Source organism: Antarctobacter heliothermus (assembly GCF_900188425.1).
GTDB lineage: Bacteria > Pseudomonadota > Alphaproteobacteria > Rhodobacterales > Rhodobacteraceae > Antarctobacter > Antarctobacter heliothermus.
The window spans coordinates 12316-33404 of sequence record NZ_FZON01000018.1; the positions used below are offsets into that span (position 1 = coordinate 12316).

Sequence of the window (21089 nt, forward strand, 5' to 3'; positions counted from 1 at the left end):
ATGGCAACTTTTCAGGCACGGGGACGCGATCCCCTGTTCGACACCAATACGGCCGCCACGCTGGAAAAGCGGGGCCGCGAACTGATCGGTCTGGCGCTGATCGCGCTGGGGTTGATGGTGGCTGCCATGATCGCCTCGTACACGCCGGATGACCCGTCGTGGCTATCGGCAACGGATGCGCCGGTGCAGAACTGGATGGGCCGTCTGGGGGCCTATATCGCCGCGCCGCTGTTCATGATCATCGGCCTTGGCGCGTGGTCTCTGGCTGCGGTTCTGACCGTCTGGGGCGCGCGTATGGCCCTGCACAAGGGCAATGGCCGCGCCTTTACCTGCCTGATCTTTTCGCCGATCTGGGTGGCGCTGTCGGCGGTCTATGCCTCTGGCCTGCCGGAATCCGCAGGCTGGACGCATGATTTCGGCCTTGGCGGGCTGTTCGGCGACATGATGATGGGCTCTGCCCTGAACGTGCTGCCGGTCTCGCCCGCAATCGGGTTGAAGGTCGTGCAACTGGGCCTTGGTGCGGGGATCATCGTGTTGGGGGCCTTTGTGCTGGGCTTTACCCGGTATGAGCTGAAGCGGATCGCGCGCTTTCTGGTGGTCAGTCTTGTCATGGTCTATGTCACGCTGCTGAGGTTGCTGGGGCACGGAGCCAGTGGTGCAATGGGTGCGGCACAACGGGTGCAGGCCGCCAGTTCCGACCGTCGCGCCGCCAAGGCGGAGCGCCGCGCGGCTGATGCCATCGCTCTGGCAGATGCGCAAACCCTGGCCGAGCCGTCGACCCTCGCCGCTGTGCCCTCTGCGCCCACTGCCGCGCGGGTGCTGCGGGCGGACATCGGTGTGCCGCCCTCACCCGAAGCCGACCTTTTTGACCCCGACGAGGATCTGATCGAACTGGCCCCGGCGACGCAGCCCGAAAAGCCGGGATTTCTGTCGCGCATGATCCGCCGGTCAGAGCCGGGTCCAATGCCCGAACCGGAACTGGTCGACCGCCAGATCGACCATGATGTCGAGGTGCCCGGAGAGGATCGCATCCGCGCCAAGATCGCCAAGGCGGTCAAGTCGCGCCATACCGTTTTGCCGGGCCGTCCGACCCCCAATATCGACGTTACCAAACCGCTGACGCGGGGCAGGGGGCATGGCCCGCAACCCATCGTCTTCCGCGATACGCCCCGCGTGGGGGCCTTGCCGCCCGAACCGCCGCTGACGGCCTCTGCCCGCGCGATGCCGGCCCAGCCGCCGCTGACGGCCGCACCGCCGTCGCCGCAGGTCTTGCCTGAAAGTCAGCCGGATGCCGCCTGGGATGACGTTGAACCTGAGACAGGGCCGATGGTTGACGCGCCGATGGTTGACGCAGAGCCCCGCGTTATGCCGCGTGCGCCAGAGTTGGACGCAGAGGTGGATACAAACCTCTATTCCGACCTCAGCGATTTTGATGACTATGGCGACGACGACGATGCCGAAATTCTGACCGACGACTACCGGCCCGAACCCGCCCCCGAACCGCAAGCGCGGGTCGCGGTGCCGTTGCCCGAACCCAAAAAGGTTGTCCAGCAGCCGATCCGCAAGCCGATCCAGCCGTCCAAGCGCGCGCAGGCAGAGGCGCAACCCTCGCTCAGCTTTGACGACAACACGCCGGATTATGAACTGCCGCCGCTGTCGCTGTTGATGTCACCCGACAAGATCGAGCGCCACGTCCTTAGCGACGAGGCACTGGAAGAAAACGCCCGGATGCTGGAAACCGTGTTGGATGACTACGGCGTAAAGGGGGAGATTGTCAGCGTCCGCCCCGGTCCCGTTGTCACCATGTACGAACTGGAACCCGCGCCGGGTCTCAAGGCAAGCCGCGTGATCGGTCTGGCCGACGATATCGCGCGGTCCATGTCAGCGCTCTCCGCCCGTGTTTCTACCGTTCCGGGCCGCAGCGTGATCGGTATCGAACTGCCCAACGACAACCGCGAAATGGTGTCGTTCCGCGAAATCCTGGCCGGGCGTGACTATGGCGACGGCAAGCACAAGCTGCCCTTGGCGCTGGGCAAGGACATCGGCGGTGCGCCGATGGTGGCCAATCTGGCCAAGATGCCTCACCTGTTGATCGCCGGGACCACCGGGTCGGGTAAGTCGGTGGCGATCAACACCATGATCCTGTCGCTGCTCTACAAGCTGACGCCCGAGGATCTGCGGTTGGTCATGATCGACCCCAAGATGCTGGAACTGTCAGTCTATGACGGCATTCCGCACCTGCTGTCCCCGGTTGTCACCGACCCGAAAAAGGCGGTTGTCGCCCTGAAGTGGGTCGTGGGCGAAATGGAAGACCGCTATCGCAAGATGTCCAAGATGGGCGTACGCAATATCGACGGCTACAATGGCCGGGTCGAGGATGCGCTGTCCAAGGGCGAGATGTTCAGCCGAACAGTGCAGACCGGCTTTGACGACGACACCGGAGAACCGGTGTTCGAGACGGATGAATTCGAGCCCAAGAAGATGCCTTATATCGTGGTAATCGTCGACGAGATGGCCGACCTGATGATGGTCGCGGGCAAAGAGATCGAGGCCTGCATCCAGCGACTGGCGCAGATGGCGCGGGCCTCTGGCATTCACCTGATCATGGCCACGCAACGCCCGTCGGTCGATGTCATCACCGGCACGATCAAGGCGAACTTCCCCACGCGCATCAGCTTTCAGGTGACGTCCAAAATCGACTCGCGAACCATTCTGGGTGAGATGGGGGCCGAACAACTGTTGGGTATGGGCGACATGCTGTACATGGCAGGCGGGGCCAAGATCACCCGTTGCCACGGCCCCTTTGTCAGCGACGAAGAGGTTGAGGAAATCGTCAACCACCTCAAGGCTTACGGCCCGCCGGATTATGTTGGCGGCGTGGTACAGGGGCCTGACGACGAAAAGGCCGACGACATTGACGCGGTTCTTGGTCTCAACACCGGCGGCAATACCACCGGCGAGGACGCGCTGTATGATCAGGCTGTGGGGATTGTCATCAAGGATCGCAAATGCTCGACCTCCTACATCCAGCGCAAACTGGGCATCGGCTACAACAAGGCCGCGCGACTGGTCGAACAGATGGAGGACGAAATGGTCGTCTCTTCCGCCAACCACGTCGGCAAGCGTGAGATTCTGGTGCCCGAACAACAATAAGGCAGGCCCGGGCAGTGATGCCCGCCGCCACCCTGACCACATGGGCCGCCCCTGCAAACGGGGGCGGCCCTGTTCATTCCTGGTGGTGTCCGACGGCGTGAGCTTGTGTCCGGGTTCTCACACTGGGGGAGGGTTTGGTCACGCCTTTGGCAAGAGTCATTTCAATCCGGGGGGTTGATTGGCGGGATATGGCTGATGATATCGGGCCAAACGGGGCTGCTATCGCATGACGACATGCTTCATGCCACATACCCTACAAACGAGCAGGAAGGAAAACCATGATCCGCACGCTACTCGCCCTTGTCACGTTGGTGACCTTTGCGCTGCCCGCCAGCGCCCAGCAACTTTCATTGAACGAGGTGTCAAAGTACCTCAACGGAATCACCTCCGCGACCGGGACGTTTACCCAGATCAATTCCGACGGCACGATCTCGACCGGGGAAATCGCCATCAAGCGGCCGGGCAAGGTGCGGTTCGACTACAACCCGCCGGAACGGGCGCTGGTCATGGCCACCGCCGGTGCGGTCTATATCCTGGATCGCAAGCTGAACGCGCGTCCCGACACCTATCCGCTGCGTCAGACACCGCTGTCGATCATCCTGGATCGCCAGGTTGATCTGGGACGCGCGGGCATGGTGGTAGGGCACGGTTTTGATGGCACCGCCACAACGGTGACCGCGCAAGATCCGGACCATCCCGAATACGGCACCATCCAGCTGAAGTTTACCGGTGGGCCAGTGGAGTTGCGGCAGTGGGTGATCACCGATGGCAACGGGTCAAAAACCACTGTGATCCTGGGCGGTCTGCAAAAACGCAACGTGCCGAACAGCCAGTTTTCCATCGACGCGGAATTGGCCAAGCTGAAACCGTGATGCGGGTTGGGTTGGGCCGCGTTAGCGCGCGGCCCGGCATCCCTTGAGCTGTTGCTGATACAGAACCGACCGCTCGCCAACCTGCGATGAGACCCGCAGCAGCCAGGACTTTGCGTTGTAGCTGCCCCGGCGATAGCCTGTGCGCCCTTCGTGATAGGCCAGATAGTGGCGCCGCGCGTCCCACATCGGAATGCCCAGTTCTTCGTGCGACTGTTTCATGTACCAGCCCATGAAATCGGTCGCGTCACGGATGTCATCGCGGCGGGCACCTCGGCGGGCCCCATCGGCAAGGTATTCTTTCCAGGTGCCGTCCAGTGCTTGACTATAGCCAAAGGCCGAACTTTGCCGACCGATCGGAATCACGCCCAGACTGTACTGGAACGGGGTCCGCGCATCGCTGTCGAATTTGCTTTCCTGATAGATGGTCGCCATCTGCACATGCACAGGCACGCCCCAACGGCGCTCTGTATTGCGGAACGCTCTAAAGTACCCCGGTCGCTGCTCCAAAATGGAACAGGCGTTGTCCAGGTTGCGCGGTGATGACCCCGAGCCGCCACCGCCGCCCCCGCAGGAGGCAGCCAGCAACACGATCACCAAGGCGCGAAGGACTCTGCTCATTTGCCACTCGCCTCGTTTTGTCTTTTTTGTTGTGCGTTATTTTAGCTGATTGCGCCTTTGGAGGGAATCACATTTCCTCCAGAAAGCGCATCGCCGCCGCGCGGGCCTCGCACCTTTGGCCAGTGTAGGGTAAAGGCCTGCGGACTGCACTGTCGGCGTGTGAGTCACAGTGTGTTTCTCGGCAATTTGAGGCGAAAGTTGGACAACGCCCCGGCGTTGACGGTATCAAGGGGTATGAAGAGGTCTGTCATGTTGCACAATCGCGCGAAGTATCACCTTGGTCAGGTCGTCCGTCACCGCAAGCACCCCTTTCGGGGGGTGGTCTTTGACGTGGACCCGGAATTTTCGAACACCGAAGAGTGGTATGAATCGATTCCCGAGGACAGCCGCCCCTCCAAGAAGCAGCCGTTTTATCATCTGTTGGCTGAGAACGACCAAAGTTTTTATGTGGCCTATGTGTCCGAACAAAACCTTGTTGCCGACTATTCCGGTGAACCTGTGGATCATCCGGATATCCCGGATCTGTTCGGCGCGTTCGAAGACGGTGCCTATGAACTACACTTCCAGATGAATTGAGGCGGGGCCGGGGTGTCGGCGATTGCGCAGCCCCGTCAGCCGTTGCGCCGTGCCCAGCCTGCGGCATCGTCCAGCCGATCATCCCCCCAGAACACCTCGCGTCCGACCACGAAACTGGGTGAGCCGAAAACCCCGATGTTCTGCGCGGTCGCAGTCTGACGATCCAGTGCCTGACCTATCTCTTCGCTGCGCGCGCGGACCAGAACTTCTGCCGGATCTTGCCCGACTGCGTGCAGGCTGTCGCTCAGGTTCGGCTCGCTGCCCGCTTCCTGCCCGTCCTGAAACCAGCGCCGATAGGTGTCCACCGTATAGGCCACGCCCCAGCCCTCTTTCATGCCCAGTAGCGCGATTCTGTTGGCCAGCGGCAGGTGCGGAAGCGGATAGGGGGCCGGGGCACCCGGATTGGCAGGCCGTATAGTTCTGCCCGCCGCTCCATATCGCGCCACATGTAGGCGGTCTTGACCGGTTTGTCGCGGAATGGAATGTTCTTTTGCGCCACCATGATGTGGCGCACGTCAAAGGGCCGCCATGTGACGTCCAGCCCGTTATCGCGGGCGTAATCGCCCATGCGCATCACTGTCAGGTAACTGTAGGTGCTGCCAATCGAATACCAGAAATCCAGCTTTGCCATGTGTCTCCCCCTCCCGTTCAGGTCAAGGGTACAGGCAAGAGACCGAGTCGCAAAAGCCGCGCGTCAGAGCGCGGCTTGCACCGCGGCAAGGAAATCTGCCACATCGGCCTCTGTCGTGGACCAGCTGCACACCAACCGCCCGGTTGCCAAGGCTTCTGGCGCGGCGGGCGCGTTGCCCATGAGGTGATAAACTGCCCCAGCCGCCTTGACCGCGTCGTGCACCCGGCGCGGCGCACGAAAGAACAGCATGTTGGCGTGGGTTTTGTTCACGATCTCCAGCCCAAGACCTGTCAGCCCCTCTGCCAGCGCCGCGCCGCGCGTATTGGCTCTTGTCGCCAGATCGCGCCACAGGTCTTCTTCCAGATAGGCCAGCATCTGCGCCGCCACATAGCGATGCTTGGAATACAGATGGCCCGCCCGCTTGACCCGCAGTTCGAATTCCTGCGCGCGGGTATAGCCGCTGCTGGCTGGGGTGTCGGGGTCAAAGATCACCACCGCCTCTGCGTCCATCAAGCCGTTTTTGGTGCCGCCAAAGACGGCAATGTCGACGCCGATCTTCCACGACATCTCGGCCGGGGTGCAGCCCAGCTTGACGCAGGCATTGGCCAGTCGCGCTCCGTCCAGATGCACCGGCAGCCCAAATTCCCGTGCCACATCGCACAGCGCCGCCACCTCATCCACCGTGTAGACATTGCCGCCCTCGGTCACATTGGTGATCGATACCGGACCGCGCTGCGGCCCGTGGACACCCCGGTTGCCCTCTCCCGCGATCGCCGCGCGCAGGGCGTCCGGCGTCATCACGTCGCCGTCGGGCACGAGCGTCAGTTTGGCCCCGCCGGTGTAGAACTCGGGCGCGTTACACTCATCCTCATGGATATGCGCATGTTCCGAGCAAAAGATCGTCCCGAACGGCGGGCACAGCGTCGCCAGAGCCAACGAGTTTGCCGCCGTCCCGGTGGCTACCAGATAGACCGCCGCTTTGGGGGCCTCGAACAGGGTGCGCACCCGATCGGCCACCTCAGCCGTCACCTCGTCGCCGCCATAACTCGCCGCGTAGCCTGTGTTCACGCGGGTCAAGGCGTCCAGAACCTGCGCCGGGACCGGCCCGGCATTGTCGGATGCAAAGTTCATCTCGGCTCCTCGATGATGTGGTCTTCCCAGTCGTCTTCGTCGATCTCGAATTCGGGCACCGTCATGCCCTGCACCGACACACCCGCGCCGTGCACCGACTCTGGCGTGCCGGAAATCAACGGGTGCCAGTCATACAGCGGCTCGCCGTTCCACAGCAGCTTGTAGGCGCAGGTTTCCGGCATCCAGTAGACGTGCTTGTGGATGTTCGACGGCGACATGACGATACATTCCGGCACGAACTGGTGGCGGATTTCATACTGCGCGCAGCGGCAGGTGGCATCGTCGAACAGACGGCAGGCCACGCGGGTCAGATCGACCTCGCCAGTCTCTTCGTCTTCCAGCTTGTTCAGGCAGCACTTGCCACAGCCGTCGCACAGCGCCTCCCATTCGCGCGGGTCCATGTCGCGCAGGCGTTTGCGCTCCCAGAAACGCGGGGTCAGCCCGCTGCGGTCGATGGGATCGCTCATAGCGCGGCCAGTATCTGGCGGGCGCGCAGGCAATCCGCGTCCATCTGGGTGATCAGCGCGTCCAGCCCGTCGAATTTCAGCTCTGGCCGCAGGTAGTCCACCAGACCCACCGACAGCGTCGCTCCGTACAGGTCGCCGGTGAAGTCGAACAGGAACGTCTCGATATTGGGCACCTCACCGTTGAACATCGGGCGGGTGCCGATGCTGGCCGCGCCGTGATAGCTGCCCTTGTGCGGCCCGTCGCGCACATCGACCAGCACGGCATAAACACCGAAATGCGGCGGGTGCAGCCCGTCGATGGACATGTTCGCCGTCGGATAGCCCAGCACGCGACCGCGTTGTTCGCCGCCGATCACTTCGCCCTCGATCCGGTGCCAATGGCCCAACAGAGCGGCGGCATCGCGCGGGCGCCCCTCGCTCAACGCCTCGCGGATCGCGGTCGATGAGACCTGCACACCGCCGGTTTCCAGCAAATCCGCGACGGTGACCCCGAACCCCATTTCTTTGCCATAGCGCTGCAAGTCCGTGACATTGCCCGCGCGCCCTTTGCCAAAGCAGAAATCCGCGCCGACCACCACATTGACCAGCCCGAACCCCTTGCAGATCACCCGCTCGGCAAAGTCGCGCGGTGTCAGCGACGCAAGCGCGGTGTTGAAATTCAACTGGTACAGTCGCTCGACCCCCAGTTTGTCCAACCGGGCGGCGCGCGCCTCGGCGCTCATCAGGCGAAACGGCGGGGCGTCGGGGGCGAATACTTCGCGCGGATGCGGCTCGAACGTCATCACACCCAACGGCGCATTGGGGACCGCCCGCCGCGCCAGGTCGATCACTGCCTGATGGCCCAGATGAACGCCATCGAAATTGCCGATGGCGGCGCTGGCGCCTCGGTCTTCGGCCCGTGTGTACTGATAATCTCGTATGATCCGCATGGGGCTTCCGTTACCGGCCCACGGGGCTGCGCGCAAGCGCAAGCCGGGTCAGGACATCGACTCCAGCGCCGCCGCGATCCGCCCTATGCCCGCACCGATCCGCTCTGACGGGATAGAGCTGTAGCCCAACCGATAGAACTGTCGTGGCGGGACAGTACCGGCAAAAAATGCCTTGCCCGGCTCGATCATCACGCTGTCCGCGCGCAATCGCTCTGCCAGAACGGCTGTATCGATGCCATCCGGGGCCCGCATCCACAGGCTGGACCCGCCATGGGCGCCGCGCCCGGCCACCCGCAATCCGTGCTGTGCCACCGCCTCTTCCATCACCTGCCGCCGCGCTGCCAGCGCCTTGCCGATGCGCCTGATCAGTGCGTCGTAGTGACCAAGGCTCAGGAAATGCGCCGTCGTGCGCTGGATATGGCCCGGAGGATGGCGCAGCACGCTGGCGCGCAGGGCGCGCGCCTCACGGATAAAGGGGGCGGCGCCCACCAGATAGCCCAGCCGCAGGCCCGGAAACAGCGACTTGGAAAAGCTGCCGACATAGATCACCCGCCCGTCTTCATCGAGGCTTTTCAGCGCAGGACTGGGCGGCGTCAGATAGGACATCTCAAATTCGTAATCATCCTCGACAATCAGCGCGCCCAACTCCGCCGCGCGTGCCAACAGGGCCTTGCGCCGCGCCAGCGGCAGCGTGGCCGAGGTCGGGCACTGGTGACTGGGCGTGGTGAAAATGACCCGCGTGCCTTCGGGCACCTGTTCTGGCGGCAACCCGCATTCATCCACCGGCACGCTGCGCAGCGGGCTGCCTGCTTGCCGCAGGATCTGGCGCAGGGCCGGATAGCACGGGTCTTCAACCGCCACTGGCCGTCCAGCCGCCAGCACCTGGGCCGCGATCCACAGGGCATTCTGCGCCCCCATCGTGATCAGGATCTCATCGGGTCGCGCAAGAATGCCACGCCGGGGCAGGGTGTGGCGCGCGATAAAACTTACCAGTTCCGGATCGTCCGCATCGAATTGGTCCTGCGTCAAGGCATCGAAGTTCCGCGCGCCCATCGCCTGCAACGCGCAAAGACGCCAGTTGGCATGGTCAAACAACGTCGGATCGGCCTGACCGTAGATGAAAGGATAGCGGTAGCGGGTCCAGTCGGCGGGCTTGCCCATGCCCAATGGCTGCCCGTCGTCAAACCGTTGCGCCAAGGCGGAGGTCCAGTCAACGCGGTCGGCCCGTTCCGGCGGTGTGTCGAAAACCGGCGGCTCGGGCGCGTTGTCGCTGACGAAATAGCCCGACCGCCCGCGCGCGATCAGAAAGTCGTTGGCCAGCAGTTCGGTATAGGCCAGCGTCACGGTGATCCGGCTGACCTTCAGGTGCTGGGCCAGCTTGCGCGTCGAGGGCAGCTTTTCGCCCTTCCGAAACCGACCGGCAAGAATGCCTTCGGCCACCATTTGCTGAATACGCGCCTGCAATGTGCCTTGCGCACTGGGGGAAAGATGAAATGTCTCGACAGGGATGGCCATTTCACAAAGCTAGACTGGACCGAACATAGGCGCAATCTGGACCGATTCCCACGCGGACGGGCTGGCTTCTTCTTTGTCCAAATACCCCTGGGGGTCAGGGGGCAAAGCCCCCTTTCTGTTCACTCGGTTTGCGGGACGCGTTCCCCAAAAATCGCCGATCCGACGCGGATATGCGTCGCGCCAAAGGCGATGGCCTGCTCGAAATCGCTGCTCATGCCCATCGACAATCCGTCCAGTCCGTTGCGATCTGCGATCTTTTTCAAGAGCGCGAAATGCAGGCTTGGGGTTTCCTCGACCGGCGGAATGCACATAAGTCCGCGCAGGGGCAGGTCCAATGCACGGCATTTGGCAATGAACGGATCGGCCTCGTCCGGCAGAATGCCCGCTTTTTGCGGCTCCTCCCCGGTGTTCACCTGAATGAACAGATCGGGGCAGCGCCCCTCTTCCTGCGCCAGGCGGGCGATGGTCTGCGCCAGCTTGGGCCGGTCCACCGAATGGATTGCCTCAAACAGGTCGAATGCCTGCCGCGCCTTGTTGGTCTGCAGGGGACCAATCAAATGCACCGACACGTCCGCAAAACGCTCACGGAAATCGGGCCATTTGCCTGCCGCTTCCTGCACGCGGTTTTCACCGAACAGCCGGTGCCCCGCGTTCAGAACGGCCTCGACCCGGTCCAGCGGTTGAACCTTGCTGACTGCAATCAGGTGTACATCATCGGTCGGCCTGTTCGCCTCGGCGCAGGCTTTTGCGATGCGCGCATGAACGTCACTCAGTCCCATGGATCGTCTCCCCAGGCTTCGATAAAGGGGGCCAGTTCAGTTTCGAACTTCCGCCACGCCTCGCGTCGTCCGGCGTGGATTGGTTGGCGCACCTGTGTCAGGCTCAGTGTTTTCACATTTTTCCTTGAGGTGTGGAAATTGAGGCAGGCGTCTTCCCAGTCCAGCCCCGCTGCGGCCACCAATGCGCGCGCCTGCGGTTCGGGATCGCCGACCAATTCGTCATAGCGCACTTCGTGGATGCGGCCGGGCAGGCGGGTCTTCCAATGCGCGACAGACCGGCGGAACATCTTGATGGCATGGGCGATGTCGGCCAGATCGTTGGCGTAGCGATGCGTTCCCAACTTGAAGTGGTTCTTGTAGATCGACAGCGCGGTGTCGCGCGGGTCGCGGTGAACCACGACGATCCGCGCGCCGGGCAAGCCGCGCGACACAAGGCCAAAGATCATATGCGTCTGGATTGACTTGTCGGTGACAACCCCGGAGGTCTGTCCGGTGTCGCGGCGCACCAATCGGGTATAGGCCTCGGCCCAGCGGGCCAGTTTCATCGGCGACAGCTTGGCCAGCGGGGCCATCTGATGGGCCGGACCGAATTGCAAGACCGCCTGTTTCAATGCATGGCCCAGCTCGCCGCCCGGATGGGCCTGGCTGTGGCTGGCGATGATCTGTTCAACAAGCGTTGTGCCAGAGCGTGGCATCCCGGTGACAAAAACTGCGCGCGGAGCCTGTTCTTGCCCGACAGGGGAGTAATCGTCGGTCTCCTGCGCGTCCAGAAACGCCCGCCATTCCGAGTCGCGTTCGGCGGCGTCGAATGGCGCAATCTTGCGCTGCAACTGATTGGCGGGTTCGAGATAGCCAAAGATCTTGTCCTGCGCGCCGATCTCTTCCATCGCCTTGGCCAGGCCATAGCCCAGGTGCATCCGCGACATTTCAGTGATGGAACTGTCTTTCCAGAGCGCCTGCATCTGGCCGATCAGCGCCTCGTCCTTTTTCATCTTCCGACCGGCGGTCAGCACGCGGTAGGTTTCGCCCTCTTTGGGGGCACGTTTGATCAGAAAGCGGAGGATCTCTTCGGCTTCGGCAAATTCGCCTATGTGCTGAAGGTAGACGGCCTTTTCCGCACGAGGCTGGAACTGGTTTGGTTCCAACATGATCAACCGGTCATGGCATTCCAACGCGCGCGCAGAATTGCCAAGCCGGGCATTGGCCTCGATCGCGGACTTGAGCACCAGTTTTTCGTTGGGTTTTTTTTCCAGCGCGCGGTCCAGTTCCCGGATTTGCGCGGCGGTGTCTCCACGGGCCTCGGCGACGCGGGCGAGGTGGAAATGAATCTCCGCAGCGCCCTTGGTGGGCAAAAGAAGCCCTTTCAGGGTGCTTTCGGCGGGACCGAGTTGCCCTTTCTCGATTTGGGCAAGCGCACGGGCGAATTGCGCCTTGATCTGTTGGGGCGTCATGAAAGCTCTCTTTTCCGCTGTGCGCCCGTTGTTCCAAAAGAAAAGAGCGGACGCAAGCGCCCGCTCTTCCCTGAACCAGTTGGTTTGGCGTCCTTAGAAGGACATTGCCAGACCAAACGAGTAGCTGTCGTTGTCGCCAGCAACCGCACCGAAGCGACCGCCGCCGAGACCGAAGCTTGCCAGCGGGATGTCCGCATCGCTCGAGCCGTAGCCGAACTGAACTTCCAGACCGCCACCCAGATCGTAGTTGGCTGCGATACCGAAACCGCTGTTCGAGAAGCCGGGGCCGGAGAACTCACCGTAGTTGGCCGACAGGGTCAGGGCGTTCATGGAGTAACCCACGCCGAGGCCCCAATGGTCAACGGTTGTGCCCGCGACGTCGGTTTCCGAGTAGTTCACAATGGCCTGGAGGCCGTTGTCGAACGTGGTGTCAACGGAGATACCAACGACTTCGATGTCAATGCCTGCGCCGAGGTCGACGGACTGATAACCAAGGCCAACGCCGAGGTCGAGGCCAGCAAGCTCACCCGAGTATTTGAAGCCGATGCCCCAAACCGGGTCAAAGGTGTCGGTGTCGTCGATTTCAGCCGAGATCGCGAACGAGAACGCGTCGAAGGAGTAATCGAAACGAGCGATCTGACCGTCGAAGGTGCCGTCGAGGCCGCTGTTGAAGTTGAAGCCGGCGTGAGTGGTGTGGTCGTCAGCGATGGAACCGCCGATGCCAACTTCTTTCATGGCCCAGTCGAACGCACCGTCGGTGTCGCCCATGGTCAGCGTTGCGCCGCCGTAAGCGATGAAGACTGCGAAGTCATCTTCGATGGTGGTTGCGATACCGCCGGCTGCTTCTTCCAGCTGGATCTTCGAGCCGAAGGTCAGGCCGTTGTCAGCTTCGCCCGAGAGGGTGAAGGTGACGGATGTGTCGGTGTGGAAGCCAGCAGTTAAGAGGTGGTCGCCATCGACGATACCCATTTCGGCGCTGCCGGAGACTTTAACTTCTGCCGCGGCGAAGCCGGCGGTTGCAACCAGGGCGGTGGTCGCCAAAAGGATCTTTTTCATTGTTTCCCTCATGTGTTCAAAGGCACGTACCAGACCGATGCTCCGGCCTTGATGAGCTTTCTATGCGCTTTGGCAGGTGGCCAATGCAAGCCATCGGGAATTGGTGTTCGCAACAAGGACGCCAGTGATGCGATATTGCCACAAGGGTTTTCTGCCCCTTCTATCTTTATACGCTATAGCAGCGTCTTGCGGCGTTTTTTGGGCGAAAACCCGCCGATGATCCGCGCTTGCCGCAGGTGTCGCGCGCTTGTATGGAGGGCATCGATGTTTTCGATACAAGAGGGCCTGTCATGACCATGTCGCGAATCCTTGTTGGCACCTCTTTGGTGGCGATCATGCTTGTGACCTCGGGTTGCGGCACATTCGGTGGGAACGGCAAACCGCGCCAACCCGTCGAAACCCGCTCTGCCGATGAGATCTTTAAGGAACTGGACGCCGAGAAGGGCGATACGGGGCCGGAAAGCACGATATGGGACATCTTCAAGAAGCGTGAGGATCCCGGTCGGGTCGGTGCGGTGAACCGCTATCTGTGGAATTCCGCGCTGGATGTGCTGGATTTCCTTCCGGTGGAAACGATCGACCCGTTCTCAGGTGTGATCACCACGGGATACGGCACACCTCCGGGCGGCGGTCGGGCTTACCGTGCAACGATTCTGATCAGCGATCCAGCTTTGGACGCGCGGTCGCTGAACCTTGCGCTAAATACCCGGGCCGGCCCCGTCGATCCGGCGACGGTGCGCGCGATCGAGGATGCGATCCTGACCCGCGCCCGTCAGTTGCGCAAGGAAGACAGCAGGTTCTGAACCTGCCGTCCAAAGGGGCGCCGAGGCCATATGCAATAACCGCTTCCGACACCGGGAGCGGTTTTTTTGTGGCCGGCAGGCAGGCTCAGTCGCGCGGTGGCCGGGCGGGCGACGCGCCCAACTGTTCGACCCAGGTCAAATGCTGCGGCAGGCAGATGCTTTGCAGGTCATACCTGTCGCGCACCATTGCGCGCGCATTGGTGCCCAACCGCGCCCGGGTTTCGGGATCATCCAGCAAGGCGCAGATCCGGTCGATCAGCGCAGTCCGGTCGAAGAAATCGACCATCCAGCCGGTCTCATCCTCTGTCATGACCTCACGCACCGGCGCTGTATCACTGGCGACAATCGCGGCCTCGGTGCTCATGGCCTCCAGCAGCGACCATGACAGCACAAACGGGTAAGTCAGATAGACGTGCACCCGGCTGACCTGCATCATGGCCAGAAACCTGTCGTAGGGGACCCGGCCCAGAAAATGCACACGATTCCAGTGCGGCGTGGGAATCTGGCCGCGCACCTCGTCGATGAAGATCTGCTTCCACGTTTGGCCCTTGGGCGGTTTCGACCCGTACGATGTGCTGTCTCCCCCTAACAAGACCACATGGGCCTTGGGACGTCGCCGCAGCAGATCGGGGAGGGCGCGCATGAAGACATGATACCCCCGGTAAGGTTCCAGATTGCGGTTGATAAAGGTGATGACCTCATCGTCACGGGTCAGGGTCAGCCTGTCGTCGATTTGCAAGCGCGCGTTTGGATCGGGGCGCACCAGGTCGGTGTCGATCCCGTCATGCGCCACGGTCAGCCTGTCCTGCCAACGGTCGGGAAAGGTCGACGCCTGAAACCGCGTCGGTGAGATGCCGGCGTCCATGACCTCTTCGTGCATCCGGTTGTTGAGGTTCTTCATCCTGATCCTCAGCTTATCCCCGGCGGGATTCCTGGTCGGGAATTCGGGATCAAAGTTGATAAAGGTGTCGGTGGTCAGGTGATACAGTTCACAGTACAGGCCCAGGCGGGCGGTCGGCCAGACATCCTTGAGGAACATGCTCTCGCCCCAGCCGTGGTGGGCGCAGATCACATCCGGCTCAAACCCCTGTTCTTTCAGCGCGACGGCGCCGCGAAAACAAGAGGTGGCGCGCAGGATCTTGGTTTCGAAATCCGCCAGCCAGGGGTGGACGCCCTTGGTCGAAGCGCCCTTGACCTCATAGGGCACGATCCGCACGCCTTGCCAGGTCTGCGGTTCCTTGACCTTGCAGGTGAGTGCGACAACCTGATGGCCCCGCGCGGCCAGTGCGGGGGCCAGATGTTTGTACTGCCCAGGGAAATTCTGGTGAATCAGGAGAATGTTCATCTGCGCGTCCCTTGGGCTGTCCCGCCCTTTTTTGGTGTGCCTCGCACGGCAGTATAAACGGCGCGGGACAAAAGGGAATCGCTTGCGCGCATGTCGCAGTCGCAAGAAGGGGGGGGCGCTGCCCCCGTCTCCCTTCGGTCGCCTCCCCCGGGATATTTTTGGCCAGAAGAAGCCGGGTGCGATGCGCGGATGGATTGCCTCGCGACTCCTTCGAATCCGTTGAGCCTCTGGACGATCCGTTCCGCGCGCCCTATCACCCGCCCGAAGAATTGCCCGCCGGAGATGACCCATGTCGCGTTACGATCCCGCTACCATCGAGCCCAAATGGCAAGCTGCCTGGACTGAGGCCGAGACATTCAAGGCCCGCCGGACCGGCGACAAGCCGAAGTACTATGTGCTGGAGATGTTTCCGTATCCGTCCGGGCGCATTCATATTGGCCATGTGCGCAACTACACCATGGGCGATGTGATCGCGCGGTACAAGCTGTCGACCGGGCACAACGTGTTGCATCCGATGGGGTTTGACGCCTTTGGCTTGGCCGCCGAGAATGCCGCGATGGACAGGGGCATCCACCCCAAGACCTGGACCTATTCCAACATTGACGACATGGTCGCGCAGATGAAGCCGCTGGGCTTTGGCCTGGACTGGTCGCGGATGTTCGCCACCTGCGACCCGGAGTATTACGGCCAGCAACAGGCGCTGTTCCTCGACTTTCTGGAGCAGGGGTTTGTCTATCGCAAGAACGCGGTGGTGAACTGGGATCCGGTCGACATGACCGTGCTGGCCAACGAGCAGGTGATCGACGGCAAGGGCTGGCGGTCGGATGCCGTCGTGGAACGGCGAGAGCTGACGCAGTGGTTCTTCAAGATTTCCGACATGGCCGGAGAGCTTTTGGACGCGATTGACGAACTTGAGGATTGGCCGGCAAAAGTCAAGTTGATGCAGGCCAACTGGATCGGTCGGTCGCGCGGTCTGGAGTTCGCGTGGGACCTGAGTGCGCCGGTACATGGCTTTGACAAGATTGACGTTTACACGACCCGACCCGACACCTTGATGGGGGCCTCATTTCTGGGGCTGTCGCCGGATCATCCGCTGGTCAAGATGTTGGAAAAAGACAACGCGGAGTTGGCTTCGGCATTGGCTGAAATGCGCAAAGGCGGCACCACGGAAGAGGCATTGGAGAAGGCTGAAAAGCTGGGTTTTGACACCGGGCTGACCGTCCGGCACCCGCTGGATCCATCGTGGGAAATTCCGGTCTGGGTGGCCAATTTCATCCTCATGGACTACGGCACCGGCGCGATTTTTGCCTGCCCGGCGCATGACCAGCGCGACCTTGATTTCTGCCGCAAGTACGACCTGCCGGTGATCGATACCTTTGTTGCGCTCGATGAGCCGGCGCCGGTCGAGGCTGCGGCCTTTGTTCCGCCCAAGACAGAGAAGGTCAAATGGATCAGCCATTTTGCCGGTCTCGACGAGGCCACCGGCCAGGAGGCCGTTGACGCGACCATAGACTGGATGCAGGCCAAGGGGCTTGGCACCGGCGTCGAGAAGTTCCGACTGCGCGACTGGGGCCTTTCGCGCCAACGCTACTGGGGTTGTCCGATCCCGGTGGTGCATTGCGAGACTTGCGGCGTGGTGCCCGAGAAAAAGGAAAACCTGCCGATTGCGCTGCCCGACGATGTCACTTTCGACATTCCCGGCAACCCTTTGGACCGGCATCCCACATGGCGCGACTGTGCCTGCCCGAAATGCGGAGCGCCCGCCAAACGGGAAACCGACACGATGGACACCTTTGTGGACAGTTCGTGGTACTACGCTCGCTTCACCGCACCGCATGCCCAAACGCCCACCGACCTTGAAGACGCCGCCTACTGGATGAACGTTGATCAGTACATTGGCGGTATTGAACACGCGATCCTGCACCTGCTCTATTCGCGTTTCTTCGCCCGCGCGATGATTGCCACCGGGCATTTGCCGCAAACCGCGAAAGAGCCGTTCAACGCGCTCTTTACCCAAGGCATGGTGACTCATGCGATCTATCAGACCAAGGATGCCAATGGCCGCCGGGTTTATCACTACCCCGAGGATGTGACGGTAGAAGGTGGGAGCGCGCGGCTGAAGGACGGGACAGATGTGGAGATCATCCCCTCGGCCAAAATGTCGAAGTCCAAGAACAACGTCGTCGATCCGCAGGCCATTATTGCCACCTATGGCGCTGACACCGCGCGTTGGTTTGTGCTGTCCGACTCTCCCCCTGAGCGGGACGTGGAATGGACCGCAAGCGGGGCAGAGGCCGCGCACCGCCACCTGTCGCGCGTTTACCGGATCGCGGCGGACATTGCAGCGTCGGACGCGCCCGAGACCAGAGAGGACGACGCGCTTCTGAAGGAAACGCACAAGTGTATCCATGACGTGACCATGGGGGTCGAATCCTTTGGCTTTAACGCTGCCATCGCGCGGTTGTATGCCTTTACCAATGCGCTGTCGAAATCGCGCGCGGGCAAGGAGGCCAAGACCTTTGCCGCGAAGACGCTGGCCCAGCTGATGGCGCCGATGACGCCGCATCTGTCCGAAGAGATCTGGCAGTTGCTGGGCGGCGCGGGGCTGATCGCCAACGCCACATGGCCCGAGGCCGATGAGGCCATGTTGGTCGAGGATACCGTGACCCTGCCGATCCAGGTCAATGGCAAACGTCGCGGTGAGATGGAGGTGCCAAGGGACATGCCCAAGGAAGAGGTTGAAAAGCTGGCGCTGGCGCACGAAGCTGTGGTGCGTGCCCTTGATGGGGCACAACCGAAAAAGCTGATCGTAGTGCCGGGGCGGATCGTGAATGTCGTGGTGTAACCGAAGAACCTTGTTGCTCAGCCCGCTGGCGCTTGTCGCCTGCGGGTTCACCCCGGTTTACGGACCGCAGGGCGGTGGTACTGCACTGCAAAACGCAATTCTACTGCCACAGCCAAGCAATGAGGACACCTATCATTTCAACCGTCGTTTTGAAGAGCGGATGGGACGCGCACCGGCGGGAGCGCCCTACAGTCTCAGTCTTCGCATCCAGACGGATGATCAGGACATCGGCTCGACCTCGGCAGGCAATACCACGCGGTATCGCCTGATCGGGCGCGCGTTTTTCAGCCTTGTCGATACCGCCACCGGGGAAACGCGGTTTGAAGGCCGGACAAACGCGTTTACCGGCTATTCCACCACCGGCTCTACGGTGGCGACCCGCGCCGCTGAGACCGACGCCATGGAGCGGCTGATGACCCTGCTGGCGGATCAGGTCATTGACGATCTTCTGCTGTCCGACATCGCAAACACATGAAGCTGTCGCCGCGTGACGCGAACGGGTTTTTCCGTAAACCCGATCCTGCCATCGCAGGATTGTTGATCTACGGCGAAGACGTGATGCGCGTGGCGATGAAACGGCAAGAGGTGATTTCCGCCATCACCGGCCCGGAAGGAGAGGCCGAAATGCGTCTGACCCGGATGAACGGCGGTGATCTACGCCGCGATCCGGCGCAACTGATGGATGCGGTCAAGGCCACCGGCTTTTTCCCTGGTCCGCGTGCGGTGCTGGTCGAAGAGGCCGCAGATGGGGTGTCCGAGGCGGTCAAATCCGCTCTGTCTGAGTGGCACAAAGGGGATGCGCAGATCATTGTCACCGCCGGGTCGCTGGCCGCGCGGTCCTCACTGCGCAAGTTGTTTGAAGGGGCGAAAAACGCCTATGCCGCCGCGCTGTATAATGACCCGATGGGCCGGGCCGAAATAGAAGCGGAACTGGCCCGCGCCGGGCTGGCCGGGGTCGACCGGGACGCGATGGGCGCGCTGGAGCATCTGTCCCGTGAGCTGACGCCGGGCGACTTTCGCCAGACGCTGGAAAAGATCGCACTGTACAAATTTCAGGACACCGCGCCGCTGACCCCGGATGAGGTCACGCTGAATGCCCCCGCCTCGGTCGAGGCGCAGATGGATGAGATCTTTCACGTTCTGGCAGAGGGGCGCACCGGCGACATTGCCCCCGTCATGCGGCGGTTGACCGCGCAGGGGGTTGCCCCGGTGACGCTGCTGATCATGGGCACGCGGCATTTCCGGACGCTGTTTGCGATTGCGTCGGCCCCCGGTGGTCCCGCACAGGGCATTGGCAAGCTGCGTCCGCCCATCTTTGGCCCGCGCCGTGACCGGATGTTGCGGCAGGCGCAGAACTGGTCGGCCTCGCGGCTGGAAGGCGCGCTGACGTTGTTGATGGATACGGATCTGACACTGCGCTCTGCCGGACAGAAGGCGCCGCAGATGGCGCTGGTGGAGCGCGCCTTTGTGCGGTTGGCCTTTTTGGCGCGCCGCTGATTTCTGGGAGGATTGAGAATGACCTATACCGTCTACGGCGCGGTCCGCAGCCGCGCGTTTCGCGTGTTGTGGCTGCTGGAAGAGCTGGGCGTGCCCTACACCCATGTCGCCGCCGGACCGCAGTCCGAAGAGGTGCGCAAGATCAGCCCGCTGGGCAAGATCCCGGTGCTGGTCGAGGGCGATGCTGTCCTGCGCGATTCCTCGGCCATTCTGACCTATCTCGCGGACAAGCACGGCGCGTTCACCGCAGCCGCCGGAACCTTGGCGCGTGCGCAGCAGGACGCCTGGACCTTTCGCATCCTGGATGAGGTCGAAAGCCTGCTCTGGACCGCGTCCAAGCATACATTTGTCCTGCCAGAAGATGAGCGGGTGCCAGAGATCAAGGATCCGTGCCGGGCTGAATATGCCCGCAATGTCGCGCGGATCATGGATGAGATGGAGGGGCCTTACCTGATGGGCAGCGCGCCTTGCGTGGCGGACATCATCCTGTGCCATTGTGGCGGCTGGGCGCAGTCGGCGAAATTCCCCAAAGGCCCGGAACGTTTTGGCACCTACCTGTCTGCCTTGCGCGCGCGTCCCGCCTTTCAGCGTGCGGCGGCGTTGTAGGCCAGCGCGCTGTTTACGAGGACAAACGTCCTCATCAGGCCGATGTCCTCACGCGCGACCGGCAGTTCGCCCGTCACGGCGAAATTTGGTGATACCCTTGGTTGAAAGGGTATTCTTCTTCATGCAAAACTTGTTGACGCAATGTTCAATCCCGACAGAACAATATGGGCGTATGCCATGAGGCCGAATAATTTGTCATCATCCGGTATTGAAGGAGACAAGAGCTGACCAAGGAGGAAACAGGACGCCCCGCGCAAACGGCGCGGACGGATTTCATTGAGAAAATCGGTGTGATCGCCCAATCCGAAGGGTTGCCACGCATCGCTGGCCGGGTTCTGGCGATGTTGCTTTACGATGGCGAACGTGTGTCGTTCGGACAGCTTGCGGAGGCCTTGCAGGTCAGCCGTGGCAGCGTCAGTTCCAGCGTGCGAATGCTGGAGAGCCAGCAATTAATCAAGCGCGTTGCCATAGCCGGGGACCGGCAGGATTATTTTCAGATGGTCGACGACGCGTTTGCAAACATGGTCGAAGCCGCAGTCACGCGGGCAAGGCGAGCCGCAGCGGATATCGAGGAATCGCTGCATGGTATTCCCGCGTCGGAGCAGGGACCGCGCGACCGCGTCGCAGGCTATGCGGCCTACTACCGCGCAATGGGCGATGGGTTGGACGCAACAGCCAAAACCCTGCGCAAGTCCTAAGTGCCGTCAGACCCGATGTGGTGAGCCATGACGCCGCATCAAAGCGAATACCCGTATTCTTCTGTTCAGCCGTAACTAAACAAACGATATAGATCGCCTGCGTTTGAGTCGGTCACG

General features: G+C 61.9%; 20 protein-coding genes. 9 read left to right on the plus strand and 11 right to left on the minus strand.

Annotated features, from left to right (window positions below):
• Positions 1–3153: a DNA translocase FtsK gene (locus CHB90_RS11100; protein WP_089278010.1), complete on the plus strand. Its 3153-nt coding sequence runs from the start codon at positions 1–3 to the stop codon at positions 3151–3153.
• 278 nt (positions 3154–3431) lie between these two features.
• Positions 3432–4025, plus strand: a complete 594-nt coding sequence (locus CHB90_RS11105) for a LolA family protein (protein WP_089277942.1) — start codon at positions 3432–3434, stop codon at positions 4023–4025.
• Positions 4026–4046: 21 nt separating this feature from the next.
• Here the strand turns inward: CHB90_RS11105 and CHB90_RS11110 are convergent, their stop codons facing one another.
• Complete coding sequence (locus CHB90_RS11110; protein ID WP_089277943.1) at positions 4047–4643, minus strand: transglycosylase SLT domain-containing protein; 597 nt, start codon at positions 4641–4643, stop codon at positions 4047–4049.
• A gap of 249 nt (positions 4644–4892) precedes the next feature.
• Between CHB90_RS11110 and hspQ the strand changes: the two genes are divergently transcribed.
• On the plus strand, positions 4893–5219 hold the full coding sequence (hspQ, locus tag CHB90_RS11115) for a heat shock protein HspQ (protein ID WP_089277944.1): 327 nt from the start codon (positions 4893–4895) through the stop codon (positions 5217–5219).
• Between the two features lie 35 nt (positions 5220–5254).
• Here hspQ and CHB90_RS27460 read toward each other — a convergent pair whose 3' ends face one another.
• The 9 genes from CHB90_RS27460 to CHB90_RS11155 form a co-directional block, all read right to left on the minus strand.
• Entirely contained in the window at positions 5255–5554 is a 300-nt protein-coding gene (locus CHB90_RS27460) for a DsbA family protein (protein ID WP_342744953.1), read from the minus strand.
• Positions 5551–5850 carry a DsbA family protein gene (locus CHB90_RS27465; protein WP_342744954.1) on the minus strand — a complete coding sequence of 100 codons (300 nt, stop codon included), beginning with the start codon at positions 5848–5850 and terminating at the stop codon, positions 5551–5553. Before CHB90_RS27465 ends, CHB90_RS27460 begins: the two co-directional genes overlap by 4 nt.
• Before the next feature lie 63 nt (positions 5851–5913).
• A complete protein-coding gene (locus CHB90_RS11125) occupies positions 5914–6981 on the minus strand; it encodes a threonine aldolase family protein (protein ID WP_089277945.1) in 1068 nt (355 codons plus the stop codon).
• On the minus strand, positions 6978–7448 hold the full coding sequence (locus CHB90_RS11130) for a YcgN family cysteine cluster protein (RefSeq protein ID WP_089277946.1): 471 nt from the start codon (positions 7446–7448) through the stop codon (positions 6978–6980). The genes CHB90_RS11125 and CHB90_RS11130 overlap by 4 nt, the downstream gene beginning before the upstream one ends.
• Positions 7445–8377 carry a bifunctional riboflavin kinase/FAD synthetase gene (locus tag CHB90_RS11135; RefSeq protein ID WP_089277947.1) on the minus strand — a complete coding sequence of 311 codons (933 nt, stop codon included), beginning with the start codon at positions 8375–8377 and terminating at the stop codon, positions 7445–7447. Before CHB90_RS11135 ends, CHB90_RS11130 begins: the two co-directional genes overlap by 4 nt.
• A 48-nt stretch (positions 8378–8425) precedes the next feature.
• Positions 8426–9892 carry a MocR-like pyridoxine biosynthesis transcription factor PdxR gene (pdxR, locus tag CHB90_RS11140; protein WP_089277948.1) on the minus strand — a complete coding sequence of 489 codons (1467 nt, stop codon included), beginning with the start codon at positions 9890–9892 and terminating at the stop codon, positions 8426–8428.
• A gap of 119 nt (positions 9893–10011) precedes the next feature.
• Complete coding sequence (locus CHB90_RS11145) at positions 10012–10671, minus strand: YggS family pyridoxal phosphate-dependent enzyme (RefSeq protein WP_089277949.1); 660 nt, start codon at positions 10669–10671, stop codon at positions 10012–10014.
• A complete protein-coding gene (locus tag CHB90_RS11150; protein WP_089277950.1) occupies positions 10662–12122 on the minus strand; it encodes a tetratricopeptide repeat-containing sulfotransferase family protein in 1461 nt (486 codons plus the stop codon). Before CHB90_RS11150 ends, CHB90_RS11145 begins: the two co-directional genes overlap by 10 nt.
• A gap of 93 nt (positions 12123–12215) precedes the next feature.
• On the minus strand, positions 12216–13178 hold the full coding sequence (locus CHB90_RS11155) for a porin (RefSeq protein ID WP_089277951.1): 963 nt from the start codon (positions 13176–13178) through the stop codon (positions 12216–12218).
• Between the two features lie 290 nt (positions 13179–13468).
• Between CHB90_RS11155 and CHB90_RS11160 the strand changes: the two genes are divergently transcribed.
• Positions 13469–13981 (plus strand): DUF3576 domain-containing protein, encoded by a 513-nt coding sequence (locus CHB90_RS11160; protein WP_245823225.1) that lies wholly within the window; start codon positions 13469–13471, stop codon positions 13979–13981.
• Positions 13982–14066: 85 nt separating this feature from the next.
• Here the strand turns inward: CHB90_RS11160 and CHB90_RS11165 are convergent, their stop codons facing one another.
• Positions 14067–15326: a glycosyltransferase gene (locus tag CHB90_RS11165; RefSeq protein ID WP_089277952.1), complete on the minus strand. Its 1260-nt coding sequence runs from the start codon at positions 15324–15326 to the stop codon at positions 14067–14069.
• 289 nt (positions 15327–15615) lie between these two features.
• On the opposite strand from CHB90_RS11165, the gene leuS reads away from it, so the two are divergent.
• The 5 genes from leuS (at position 15616) to CHB90_RS11190 (ending at position 20972) form a co-directional block, all read left to right on the plus strand.
• On the plus strand, positions 15616–18171 hold the full coding sequence (gene leuS / locus CHB90_RS11170) for a leucine--tRNA ligase (protein ID WP_089277953.1): 2556 nt from the start codon (positions 15616–15618) through the stop codon (positions 18169–18171).
• A 13-nt stretch (positions 18172–18184) separates the two neighbouring features.
• On the plus strand, positions 18185–18646 hold the full coding sequence (lptE, locus tag CHB90_RS11175; RefSeq protein ID WP_245823226.1) for an LPS assembly lipoprotein LptE: 462 nt from the start codon (positions 18185–18187) through the stop codon (positions 18644–18646).
• On the plus strand, positions 18643–19668 hold the full coding sequence (gene holA / locus CHB90_RS11180; protein ID WP_089277955.1) for a DNA polymerase III subunit delta: 1026 nt from the start codon (positions 18643–18645) through the stop codon (positions 19666–19668). The genes lptE and holA overlap by 4 nt, the downstream gene beginning before the upstream one ends.
• An 18-nt stretch (positions 19669–19686) precedes the next feature.
• Positions 19687–20274 (plus strand): glutathione S-transferase family protein, encoded by a 588-nt coding sequence (locus tag CHB90_RS11185; protein WP_089277956.1) that lies wholly within the window; start codon positions 19687–19689, stop codon positions 20272–20274.
• A 290-nt stretch (positions 20275–20564) separates the two neighbouring features.
• Positions 20565–20972: a MarR family transcriptional regulator gene (locus CHB90_RS11190; protein WP_089277957.1), complete on the plus strand. Its 408-nt coding sequence runs from the start codon at positions 20565–20567 to the stop codon at positions 20970–20972.
• Positions 20973–21089 lie beyond the last annotated feature (117 nt).